The following is a 13,452-nucleotide window of genomic DNA, read 5'->3' on the forward strand; positions in this document are numbered from 1 at the left end:
CGGCACGAAAGGTTGATTCCAGCGTGATCACGAATGCGCACCGTGGTGGAGCAGAGCCCGAGCCCGGTGACTTGGTCGCCGTCGTCGGGCTGTCGTGCCGGCTGCCGGGCGCACCCGACCCGGCCGCGTTCTGGCAGCTGCTGCGCAGCGGTTCCGACGCCGTCACCGACGCACCGCCCGACCGCCCGCAGGCCGGTGACGGCACCCGGCGGGGCGGTTTCCTGGACGCGGTGGACCGGTTCGACGCGGGTTTCTTCGGCGTGTCACCGCGCGAGGCCGCGGTCATGGACCCGCAGCAGCGGCTGGTGCTGGAACTGGCGTGGGAGGCGCTGGAGGACGCGGCGGTCGTCCCCGCCGACCTCGCCGGCAGCCGGACCGCGGTGTTCGTCGGCACGCTGCGCGACGACTACGCCGCCCTGGCCTACCAGCACGGTGACGCGGTGCTCACCCAGCACTCGATGACGGGCCTGAACCGGGGCGTCATCGCCAACCGGGTGTCCTACCACCTCGGGCTGCGCGGCCCGAGCCTGACGCTCGACTCGGCGCAGTCGTCGTCCCTGGTGGCCGTGCACCTGGCGGTGGAGAGCCTGCGCAGCGGCGAGTCCGACGCGGCCATCGTCGCGGGCGTCAACCTGAACATCCTCGCCGAGAGCGGGGTGAGCGCGCAGCGGTTCGGCGGGCTCTCGCCGGACGGCCGCTGCTACACGTTCGACGCGCGCGCCAACGGTTTCGTGCGGGGCGAGGGCGGCGCGGCCGTGGTGCTCAAGCCGCTGTCCCGGGCGCTGGCCGACGGCGACCGCGTGTACGGCGTGATCCGCGGCAGTGCGGTGAACAACGACGGCGCCACCGAGGGCCTGACCGTGCCCAGCGGCGAGGCGCAGGAGCAGGTGGTGCGGGCGGCGGTCCGGCGGGCCGGGCTGGCCGCGGACGACGTGCAGTACGTGGAGCTGCACGGCACCGGTACGCCGGTCGGCGACCCGATCGAGGCCGCCGCGCTCGGTGCCGCCCTGGGCCGTGACCGCACCGCGCCGCTGCCGGTCGGGTCGGTGAAGACCAACATCGGCCACCTGGAGGGCGCGGCGGGCATCGCGGGCCTGGTGAAGGTGCTGCTGGGCATCGCGCACCGCGAGCTGCCGCCGAGCCTGAACTTCGCCACGCCGAACCCGGCCATCCCGCTGGCCGAGCTGAACCTGTCCGTGCAGCGGGAGCTGACCGCGTGGCCGCGGCCGGACGCGCCACTGGTGGCGGGTGTCAGCTCGTTCGGCATGGGCGGCACGAACTGCCACGTCATCGTGTCGGAAGGGCCCGCCGTCGCCACGGAACCGGCTCCCGAGCAGCGCACCGCGTTGCCGTGGGTGCTGTCCGCCCGCGGCGCGGAGTCCCTGCGCGGCCAGGCGGCCCGGCTGCGCGACGCCGTGGCGGACGACACCAACACCGTCGACGTCGGGTGGTCGCTGGTGTCCACCCGCTCGGTCTTCGGGCACCGGGCCGTCGTCGTCGCGGACGATCAGGACGGCTTCCTCACCGCGCTCGACCGGCTCGCCGCCGGGGAGACCGGGGGTGACGTCGTCGTCGGCGCCGCGCGGCCGGACGGGCGGCACGCGTTCGTCTTCACCGGCCAGGGCGCCCAGCGCGTCGGCATGGGGCTGGAGCTGCACCGGGCGTTCCCGGCGTTCGCCGCGGCCTTCGACGAGGTCTGCGCGCACCTGGACCCGGTGCTGGACCGACCGCTGCGGGAGGTCATCGAGACCGGTGACGGGCTCGACCACACCGGCTACACGCAGCCCGCGCTGTTCGCGGTCGAGGTCGCGCTGTTCCGGCTGCTCGAATCGTGGGGTCCGCGGCCGGACTTCGTGGCGGGCCACTCGATCGGCGAGATCGCGGCGGCCCACGTCGCCGGTGCGCTGTCCCTCGCCGACGCCTGCGCGCTGGTGGCCGCGCGCGGACGGCTGATGCAGGCGCTGCCCGAGGGCGGTGCCATGGCCGCGGTCGAGGCGACCGAGGACGAGGTGCGGCCCCTGCTGGTCGACGGCGTCTCGATCGCCGCGGTGAACGGGCCGCGCGCGGTGGTGGTCGCCGGTGACGAGGACGCGGTGGCCGAGGTGGTCGCGGCCTGTGCCGCGCTGGGCAGGCGCACCAAGCGGTTGGCGGTCAGCCACGCGTTCCACTCCCACCGGATGGAGCCGATGCTGGCCGACTTCCGGCGCGTCGCCGAAGGCCTGACGTTCCACGAGCCGCGCATCGCCGCCGTGTCGACGGTGACCGGCGAGGTCGTGCGGGACGAGTGGACCACGCCGGAGTACTGGGTCGAGCAGGTCCGCCGGCCGGTGCGGTTCAGCGACGCGGTGCGGGCGCTGGAAGCCGAGGGCGTGGGTTCGTTCGTGGAACTGGGTCCGGACGCGGTGTGCGCGCCGATGGTCGCCGAGTCGGCGGCGGTTGAGGTCGGCACGGTGGCGGTGGCCCGGTCCGGGCGGCCCGAGGTGCGCACGCTGCTCACCGCCGTGGCGCGCTGGTTCACGTGGGGCGCCGAAGTCGACTGGTGCGCGCTCTACGCCGGGCTGGGCGGTCGGCGGGTGCCGTTGCCCACCTACGCGTTCACCCGGGAACGCCACTGGCTCGACGGCGCGGCCCGCGCTCCCCGCACGATCACCGCCGCGCGCGAGAACCCCACCCCGGTCACCGACAACGTGCTCGCCGAGCGCCTGGGCACGTTGTCCGAGCCGGAACGCACGCGCGTGGTCACCGACCTGGTGACGGCCAAGATCACCGCCGTGCTGGGTCTGGCGGCCGATGCGCCGGTCGAGCCGGGCGCGCCGTTCCGGGAGCTGGGGTTCGACTCGATGCTGGCCGTCGAGCTGCGCAACGAGCTGGGCGCGGCCACCGGGCTGACGCTGCGCAGCGGCCTGCTGTTCGACCACCCGACCCCGGCCCGGCTGGTCGACCACCTGGTGTCCGAGCTGGTCGGTGGCGGTGCCGAGGTGGAGACCACCACCGCGACCCGGCCCGTCGACGAGCCGATCGCGATCGTCGGCATGGCGTGCCGCTACCCCGGCGGTGTCCGCTCGCCCGAGGACCTGTGGCAGCTGGTTGCCGAGGGTCGGGACGGCATCTCCGCGTTCCCGACCGACCGCGGCTGGCCGGAGGACCTGTACGACCCGGATCCCGAGCGCGGCGGCCACACCTACGTCCGCGAGGGCGGTTTCCTGCCCGACGCGGGCGAGTTCGACGCCGAGTTCTTCGGCATCTCGCCCCGTGAGGCGCTGGGCATGGACCCGCAGCAGCGGCTGCTGCTGGAGACGACGTGGGAGGCGCTCGAACGCACCGGGCTCGACCCCGAGTCGCTCAAGGACACCCGCACCGGCGTGTTCGTCGGCGCGACCGCCCAGGACTACGGGCCGCGGATGCACGACGCGCCCGCCGGCACCGAGGGCTACCTGCTGACCGGCGGCACGACCAGCGTCGCGTCCGGCCGGATCGCCTACCAGCTCGGCCTGCTCGGGCCCGCGGTCACCGTGGACACGGCGTGCTCGTCGTCGCTGGTGGCGCTGCACCTGGCGGTGCGCTCGCTGCGCCATGGCGAGTCGACGCTGGCCGTCGCGGGCGGTGCGGCGGTGATGGCCACGCCCGGCATGTTCCTGGAGTTCTCCCGCCAGCGCGGGCTCGCGCCGGACGGTCGGTGCAAGTCGTTCGCCGCCGCCGCCGACGGCACCGCGTGGGCCGAGGGCGTCGGCGTGCTGGTGCTGGAACGGCTGTCCGACGCGCGCCGCAACGGCCACCGCGTGCTGGCGGTCGTGCGCGGGACGGCGATCAACCAGGACGGCGCCTCCAACGGCCTCACCGCGCCCAGCGGCCCGTCGCAGGAACGCGTGATCCGCGACGCCCTCGCCGACGCCGGGCTGTCCACTTCGGACATCGACGCGATGGACGCGCACGGCACCGGCACCCGGCTGGGCGACCCGATCGAGGCCGAGGCGATCCTGGCGACCTACGGGCGTGATCGCGACGAGCCGCTGTACCTGGGTTCGCTCAAGTCGAACATCGGGCACGCGCAGGCCGCCGCGGGCGTCGGCAGCGTGATCAAGCTGGTCGAGGCGATGCGGCACGGCGTGCTGCCCAGGACGCTGCACGTGGACGAGCCGTCACCGCACGTCAACTGGTCGTCCGGCGCGGTCGAGCTGCTCACCGAGGCCCGGCCGTGGCCGGAGACCGACCGCCCGCGCCGTGCCGCCGTGTCGTCGTTCGGCATCAGCGGCACCAACGCGCACGTGGTGCTGGAGCACGTCGAACCGGCCGCCGCCGAGCACGTCGAGCCGACCGCGCCGACGCCGTGGGTGCTCTCGGCCCGTGACGAGACCGCGCTGCGCACGCACGCCCAGCGGCTGCGCCGATTCCTCGACGCCTCACCCGACGTGCCGCCGGCCCGGGTCGGTGCGGCACTGGTGACCCGCACCCCGTTCGCGGAACGGGCGGTCGTGCTCGGCCGCACCCGCGACGACCTGCTGGCCGGGCTGGACGCGGTGAGCGCGGGCACCGACGCGCCGACCGTGGTCCGCGGCCGTGCCACCCGGACCGGTCGGACGGCGTTGCTGTTCACCGGCCAGGGCGCGCAGCGGCCGGGCATGGGCCGCGGGCTGTACGAGGCGCACCCGGTGTTCGCCGAGGCGCTGGACGAGGTGTGCGCCGCGTTCGACGGGCTGCTCGACCACCCGCTGCGCGAGGTGGTGTTCGCCGAGGACGGCGACCTGCTGCACCAGACCCGCTACACCCAGCCCGCGCTGTTCGCCGTCGAGGTGGCGCTGTTCCGGCTGCTCGACCACCACGGCCTGCGGCCGGACCTGCTCGCGGGCCACTCCATCGGCGAGATCGCGGCCGCCCACGTGGCCGGGGTGCTGTCGCTCGCCGACGCGGCGGCGCTGGTGGCCGCACGGGGCAGGCTCATGCAGGCCGCCCGCGCCGGCGGCGCGATGATCGCGATCGAGGCGGCGGAGGAGGAAGTCGCGGGTTCGCTGGCCGCCGAGACGGGCGTGGTCGGCCTCGCGGCGGTCAACGAGCCGGGCTCGGTCGTGGTGTCCGGTGACGAGAACGCGTGCGAGCGGGTCGCCGCGCACTGGCGCGAGCAGGGTCGCCGGACGCGGCGGCTCACCGTGAGCCACGCCTTCCACTCGGCGCACATGGACGAGGTGCTGGACGAGTTCCGGCGGGTGGCCGAAGGGCTGGAGTTCCGGCCGCCGGCCATCCCGATCGTGTCGACGTTGACCGGTGACCTGGCGACCGCCGAGCAGCTGGCCTCGCCCGACCACTGGGCGCGTCAGATCCGTGAGCCGGTCCGCTTCCTGGACGCCACCCGGCGGCTGGCCGACCAGGGTTGCACGGTGTTCGTGGAGGTCGGGCCCGACGCGGTGCTCACCGCGATGGCGCGCAAGTCGCTCGCCGACGTGACCGCGGTGCCGCTGCTGCGCGCGGGGCGCGACGAGGCGGAGACGTTCGCGGCCGGTCTGGCGGAGGCGCACGCGCACGGCGCGGTGGTGGACGTGGCGTCGTTCTTCCCCGGCGCGGTGGCCGCGGACCTGCCCACGTACCCGTTCCGGCGCGACCGGTTCTGGCTCGCGCCGTCGACCGGTACGGACGCCCGCGTGCTCGGCCTGGACGTGGTGCGGCACCCGTTGCTGGCGTCCGGGGTCGAGCTGGCCGACCACGACGACGAGACCGTGCTCAACGGCAGGCTGTCGCTCGCCGCGCAGCCGTGGCTGGCCGACCACGTCGTGGACGGCGCGGTGCTGGTGCCCGCGACGGCGTTCCTCGACCTCGCCTCGACCGCCGCCCGCCACGTCGGCCTGGACGTGGTGGAGGAGCTGACCCTGGAAGCGCCGCTCGTGCTGCCCGAGGGGCGGGCGGTGCGGCTGCAGGTCGTGATCGGCGCGGAGGTGGCGGGCCGCCGGTCGGTGGCGGTCCACGCGCGGTCGGACGAGGACGGGCAGCCGTGGACGCGGCACGCCTCCGGTTCGCTCGCCGCCGAATCCCCTGGCGCGGACGAGATCGGCGAGTGGCCGCCCGCCGACGCGGAGGCCGAGCCGGTCGCGGACGCCTACGCGCGCCTGGCCGACCTGGGCTACGACTACGGACCGGCGTTCCAAGGCCTCGCCGGTGTGTGGCGCCGGGGTGACGAGGTGTTCGCCGAGGTCGTGTTGCCGGAGGAGCGGCACGGGGAGGTCGCGGGTTTCGGCGTCCACCCGGCGCTGCTCGACGCGGTGCTGCAGCCGCTGGTGCTGGAGATCGCCGGACCAGGCAGCCTGCGCCTGCCGTTCTCGTGGAGCGGCGCCGGGTTGCGCGCGACCGGTGCGACGTCGCTGCGCGCCCGCCTCACGCCGAACGGCCCGGACTCGTACGAAGTGGTGCTCGCCGACGGCGCGGGCGCGCCGGTGGGGCGGATCGGGTCGCTGACGATGCGGCCGGTCGAGCGGGACCGGCTCGGCGCGCGGACCGGTGACCTCTACCTGCCAGAGTGGAAGACCGTCCCGGCCGGTGCGGCGGACGACGTGCGCTGGGTCGAGGTCGAGGACCTGCCCGAAGAGCACTCCGTTGACGTTCTGGTGGTGCCACACCGCTTCACCACAGCGGACGGCCCGCAGGACGCGCGCACGGCGACCGCGCGTGCGCTGGACCTGCTGCGGCGGTGGCTGGCCGACGAGCGGTTCGCGGGCACCCGGCTCGTCTTCCGCACCACGCGCGCTGTCGCGGTGCTGCCGGGCGAAGACGTGCTCGACCTCGCCGCCGCCCCGCTGTGGGGCCTGGTCCGCTCGGCGCAGAACGAGCACCCCGGCCGGATCGTCCTGCTCGACACGGACACCGACACGGATGACCCCGCCGTGATCGCGCAGCTGCCGAGCGGTGAACCGCAGGTCGCCGTGCGGAACGGACGGCTGCACGCGCCGCGCCTGGCGCGCGTGCCCGCCGCCGGAACGCCGGTCACCCTCGACCCCGACGGGACCGTGCTGGTCACCGGCGGCACCGGCGGGCTCGGCGCGCTGCTGGCCCGGCACCTGGTCGCCCGGCACGGCGTGCGGCGGCTGGTGCTCACCAGCAGGCGCGGGCCGGGGGCACCGGGGGTCGGCGAGTTGGTCGAGGAGTTGACCGGTGCGGGCGCGGAGGTCACCGTCGTGGCCGCCGACGTGGCCGACCGCGACGCCGTGGCCCGGCTGGTCGCGGACGTCCCCGCCGAGCACCCGCTGACGGCCGTCGTCCACGCGGCGGGCGTGCTGCGGGACGGCCTGGTCGACTCGCTGACGCCCGACCAGCTGGACGAGGTGATGCGGCCCAAGGCCGACGCGGCACGGCACCTGCACGAGCTGACCGGCGACCTGCGGGCGTTCGTGCTGTTCTCCTCCGTCTCCGGACTGCTCGGCACGGCCGGTCAGGCGAACTACGCCGCCGCCAACGCGGCCCTGGACGCCCTGGCGCACCACCGCGTCGCGACCGGCTTGCCCGCCACGTCGCTGGCGTGGGGCCTGTGGGACGGCACGTACGGCATGGGCGGCGCGCTGGGCGACGCCGACCTGTCCCGCTGGGCGCGGGCCGGGGTCAAGCCGCTCACCCCCGACCAGGGCTTGGCGTTGTTCGACGCCGCGCTGGGTCACGCGGCACCGGTGCTCGTCCCGGCCTCCCTCGACCTGGCGCGGTGGCGCACGGAGGAACCGCCTGCCCTGCTGCGCGGCCTCGTGCGGGCACGTCCGCGCAAGGCGGCGCAGGCCGCGGGCTCGTCGTGGGCGGCGGGCCTGGCCGGCCTGGGTGACGCCGAACGCGACGCGGCAGCGCTGGAGTTGGTCCGCGGCGCGGCGGCGGCCGTGCTCGGGCACGCCACGGCCGCCGCGATCGACCCCGAGCGGGCGTTCAAGGAACTCGGCTTCGATTCGCTGGCGGGCGTGGAGCTGCGCAACCGGCTCGTCACCACCACGGGGCTGAAGCTGTCCGCCACCGCCGTGTTCGACCACCCTTCGCCGGTCGCGCTCGCCGCACACCTGTCGACCATGCTCTCCGGGGAGGCCAAAGCCACCCGACCCGCCGCCCGGACCACCTCGCGGGTGGACGAACCGATCGCGATCGTCGGCATGGCCTGCCGGTTCCCCGGCGGGGTCGGCTCGCCGGACGACCTGTGGCGGCTGGTCGCCGACGGGGTGGACGCCATCAGCGAGTTCCCCGACAACCGCGGCTGGGACCTGGACCGGCTCTACCACCCGGACCCGGAGCGGATCGGCACGTCCTACACCCGGCACGGCGGGTTCCTGCACGACGCGGACCGGTTCGACCCGGAGTTCTTCGGCATGTCACCGCGCGAGGCGACCGCCACGGACCCGCAGCAGCGGCTGCTGCTGGAGACCGCGTGGGAGGCGTTCGAGAGCGCCGGCATCCCGCCCGCCTCGGTGCGCGGCAGCAACACCGGCGTGTTCGCGGGCGCGATGTACGACGACTACGCGTCCCGGCTGGCCGCCGCGCCCGCCGAGTTCGAGGGCTTCCTGCTGGCGGGCAACCTGTCGAGCGTGGTGTCCGGTCGGCTCGCCTACAACTACGGGCTGGGCGGTCCGGCGGTCACCGTGGACACGGCGTGCTCGTCGTCCCTGGTGGCCCTGCACCTCGCGGCGAACGCGCTGCGCAACGGCGAGTGCGACCTGGCGCTGGCCGGCGGCGTGACGGTGATGAGCGGCCCCAACACGTTCGTCGAGTTCAGCAGGCAGCGCGGCCTGGCCGAGGACGGCCGCTGCCGGTCGTTCGCCACGTCGGCGAGCGGCACCGGGTGGGCCGAGGGCGTGGGCTTGCTGCTGGTGGAACGCCTGTCCGACGCGCGCCGCAACGGGCACCGGGTGCTCGCCGTGCTGCGCGGCTCGGCGGTCAACCAGGACGGCGCGAGCAACGGCCTCACCGCGCCCAACGGTCCCGCGCAGGAACGCGTGATCCGGCAGGCGCTGGCCGCCGCCCGGCTGCGCCCGGACGAGGTCGACGCGGTGGAGGCGCACGGCACGGGCACCAAGCTGGGCGACCCGATCGAGGCGCAGGCCCTGCTCGCCACGTACGGCGACGACCGGCCGGCGGACCGTCCACTGTGGATCGGTTCGCTCAAGTCGAACATCGGGCACGCGCAGGCCGCGGCGGGCGTCGGTGGCGTGATCAAGATGATTCAGGCGATGCGGCACGGCGTGCTGCCCAGGACGCTGCACGTGGACGAGCCGTCGCCGCACGTGGACTGGTCGTCGGGTGCGGTGGAGCTGCTCACCGAGGCACAGCCCTGGCCGGAGACGGACCGGCCGCGTCGTGCCGCGGTGTCGTCGTTCGGCATCAGCGGCACCAACGCCCACGTCATCCTCGAACAGCCACCGGCCGAGGCGGAGCACGAACCACCGCCCGCCGCGGTCGTGCCGTGGGTGCTGTCCGCGCGGGACGACGGCTCGCTGCGCACCCAGGCCGAACGCCTGCACCGCCACGTGCTCGACCACCCGGACGTCCACCCGACGGACATCGGCTTCTCCCTGGCCACCACGCGGGAAGCGCTGCCGACGCGTGCCGCCGTGGTCGGTGCCGACCGGGAGGAACTGCTGCACGGTCTGGACGTGCTGGCGCGCGGTGGGTCGGCGCCGAACGTCGTGCGCGTCGACCGCGTCCGGACCGGCCGCACGGCGTTCCTGCTGACCGGTCAGGGCAGCCAGCGGCTGGGCATGGGCCGTGAGCTGTACGCGGCGGAGCCGGTGTTCGCCCGCGCCCTGGACGAGGTGTGCGCGCACCTCGACGCCGACCTGCCCCGGCCGCTCAAGGACGTGCTGTTCGCACCGGAGCACTCGGCCGACTCGGCGCTGCTGGACCAGACCGCGTTCACCCAGGCCGCGCTGTTCGCCGTGGAGACGGCGTTGTTCCGGCTGGTCGAGCACCGCGGCCCGCGGCCGGACTACCTGCTCGGCCACTCGATCGGCGAGGTCACCGCGGCGCACCTGGCCGGTGTCCTCGACCTCGCCGACGCCTGCAAGCTGGTGTCCGCCCGGGGCAGGCTCATGCAGGGTGCCCGGGAGGGCGGCGCCATGGTCGCCGTCCAGGCGTCCGAGGACGAGGTGCGCGAGTCGATCGCGCTCGACCCGGGCGGGGTGGACGTGGCCGCGGTGAACGGACCGCTCGCCACCGTCGTGTCCGGTGACGAGGACGCCGTCGAACGGCTGTCCGCGCACTGGCGCGCGAAGGGCCGCAAGACCCGGCGGCTGCCGGTGAGCCACGCCTTCCACTCCGCGCACATGGACGGCGTGCTGGCCGAGTTCCGCGCGGTCGCGGAGACCCTGGAGTTCCGGCCGGCGCGGATCCCGGTCGTCTCCAACGTCACCGGCCGGTTGGCCACCGACGAGCAGCTGCGCTCGCCGCAGTACTGGGCGGACCACATCCGCTCGGCGGTCCGCTTCGCCGACGGCGTCCGCACGCTGGAGGCCGAGGGCGTGGTGAACTGGCTGGAGCTCGGCCCGGACGGCGTGCTCGTCGCGCTGGTCGCCGACGGCCTCGCCGAGCCGCCGGGCGCGCTGGTGCCGGTGCTGCGGTCGACGCGTCCCGAGGTGGAGACCGTGGTCACGGCGGTGGCCGCGCTGCAGCTGCACGGGGCACGCCCGGACTGGGCGGCGGTGTTCCCCGGTGGACGGCGGGTCGAGCTGCCGACCTACGGCTTCCGGCGCGACCGGTTCTGGCTGGAGGCGCCCACGACGACGGGTGACGCCGAGGGGTCCGGCCTGACTGCCGCCGGCCACCCGCTCGTGGCCGCCGTGGTCGCGCCCGCCGACCGGGACGAGTTCCTGTTCACCGGCAGGCTGTCCCGGCACGCCCACGGCTGGCTGGCCGACCACGCGGTGGGCGGCTCGGTGCTGGTGCCGGGCACCGCGCTGGTGGAACTCGCGGTCCAGGCCGCCGACCACGTGGGCTTGGACTCCGTCGAGGAGCTGACGATCACCGCGCCGCTGGTGCTGCCTGAGCGCGGAGGCGTGCAGGCGCAGCTCGTGGTCGGCGCTCTGGATGAACTGGGACGGCGCGCGCTGGAGGTGTTCGCCCGGACCGACGACGACGCGCCGTGGACCCGGCACGCGACCGGTGTCCTGTCGTCCACGCCAGTGGGCGCGGCGCAGGCACCGACCGCCTGGCCGCCGTCCGGCGCCGAGGAAGTGGACCTCGACGGGGTCTACGACCGGCTGGCCGGGCAGGGCTACGACTACGGCCCGGTGTTCCAGGGCTTGCGGCGGGCGTGGCGCACGGACGAGGACATCTTCGCCGAGGTCGAGCTGCCCGAGGGCGTGACGCCCGCCGGGTTCGCCCTGCACCCGGCCCTGCTCGACGCGGCACTGCACCCGGTGCTGCCCGGCGTGGTCGTGGACGGCGCGGCGCGGTTGCCGTTCGCCTTCGGTGGTGTGGCGGTGCACGCGACCGGCGCGTCGGCGTTGCGGGTGCGGATGTCGGTGCCGGACGCGGACACGGAGTCGGCGGAGGTGTCGGTCGCCGTGTTCGACGGGACCGGCGCACCCGTGGCCACCGTCGAATCGCTGCTGCTGCGGCCGGTGGCCAAGGAGGCGACGGCGAGCGACGGCCTGTTCCGGGTGGACTGGACGCCGGTCGCCGCACCGGACGGCACGACGGACGGCTGGGTCTCGCTGGGTGACGCCGGTGTGCCGGTGCCGTCGTTCCCGGACCTCGACGCGGTGGCCGCCGCCGTCGAGTCGGGCGATGCCGCGCCTTCGGTCGTGCTGCTGCCCGTGGCCGGTTCCGGTGAGTCGCCCGACGCGGCCCGCGCGGTGGTCGGTGACCTGCTCGACGTGGTGCGGTCCTGGCTGACCGACCCGCGGTTCGCCGGCACCCGGCTGGTCGCGGTGACGCGGGGCGCCATCGGTGTGCGTGACGAGGACGTGACCGACCTGGTCGCCGCCGGCGCGTGGGGCCTGCTGCGCGTCGCCATGGCGGAGAACCCGGGCCGGATCAGCGTGGTCGACCTCGGCTCGGAGGACGGCTCCGCGCTGCCCGCCGCCGTGGCGACCGGTGAACCGGAGGCGGCGGTGCGCGGCGGTGAGGTGCTGGTGCCGCGCCTGGCCCGGGTCACCGACGCCGCGGTGGAAACCGACTCGCCCTGGGGCGGCGGTGCGGTGCTGGTCACCGGTGCGACGGGTGCGCTGGGCACGGTCCTCGCCCGGCACCTGGTGGCGGAACGGGGTGTGCGGCGGCTGGTCCTGGTGAGCCGTCGCGGCCTGGACGCCCCGGGTGCGGTCGAAATGCGGGACGAGCTGGGCGCGTTGGGTGCGGAGGTCTTGGTCGCGGCTTGTGACGTGGCTGATCGGGAGTCGTTGGCGGCGGTCTTGGCCGAGCACCCGGTGACGGCGGTCGTGCACACGGCCGGCGTGTTGGACGACGGTGTGCTGACGTCGTTGACGCCCGAGCAGGTCGACCGGGTGCTGCGGCCGAAGATCGACGCGGCCTGGCACCTGCACGAGCTGACGCGTGATCGGGAGCTGTCCGCGTTCGTGCTGTACTCGTCGATGGCGGGCTTGCTCGGCACGGCCGGTCAGGCGAACTACGCGGCGGGCAACGCGTTCCTGGACGCGTTGGCGCGGCACCGCCGCTCGCTCGGGCTGCCCGCGACGTCGCTGGCGTGGGGCCTGTGGGAGCAGACCAGCACGATCTCGGCGAACCTGACCGACGTGGACCGGCGGCGGATCTCACGCCTCGGCCTGGTGCCGCTGTCCGTCCGCGACGGCATGGCGATGTTCGACACCGCCACCGCGCTGGCCGAGCCCGTGCTCGGCGCCACCCACCTCGACACGGCGGCGCTGAGGTCGCAGGCGGACGAGCTGCCCGCACTGCTGCGCGGCTTGGTGCGCGCCACCAAGCGGCGGGGCGCGGCCACGGTGACGGTGGGCAACGACGGCGGCCTCGCGGAGCGGTTGAGCGCGATGCCGCCCGCCGAACGCGAACGCGCACTGGTGGAGCTGGTCCGCGACCACGTGGCCGCGGTGCTGGGCCACGCCGACCGCTCCACCGTCGAACCGAGCCGGCCGTTCAAGGACCTCGGCTTCGACTCGCTGACCGCGGTGGAGCTGCGCAACCGGTTGTCCGCGGCGGCCGGGGTGCGGTTGCCCGCGACGGTGACGTTCGACCACCCGACGCCGGTGGCGGTCGCCGCGTTCCTGGCCGCCGAACTGGCCGTGGACGAGACGTCCGCGGTGCTCACCGAGCTCGACCGGCTGGTGCCGCTGGTCCGGGTGGCGGCCGACGGCGACGCCGTGCGGGACGTCGTCGCCAAGCTGCGCCGGATGCTGGAGCTGTGCGGCGCGGATCCCGGCCGTGACCGGGTCTCGGACGACGACCTGGACGACCTGGACTCCGCGACCGACGACGAGCTGTTCGCACTCGTCGACGACCTCGACTGACCTCATCCCACACTGACTCTCCGGGGGA

At 75.1% G+C, this 13,452-nt stretch carries 1 protein-coding gene; it reads left to right on the forward strand.

Going from position 1 to position 13,452, the window contains the following annotated elements; translation table 11 throughout:
• Window positions 1-23: 23 nt before the first annotated feature.
• Window positions 24-13,424: a type I polyketide synthase gene (locus tag A6A25_RS09460; RefSeq protein ID WP_073887744.1), complete on the forward strand. Its 13,401-nt coding sequence runs from the start codon at window positions 24-26 to the stop codon at window positions 13,422-13,424.
• The last annotated feature ends 28 nt before the right edge of the window (window positions 13,425-13,452 follow it).

It is taken from the genome of Saccharothrix sp. CB00851, from assembly GCF_001905065.1.
Lineage (GTDB): Bacteria > Actinomycetota > Actinomycetes > Mycobacteriales > Pseudonocardiaceae > Actinosynnema.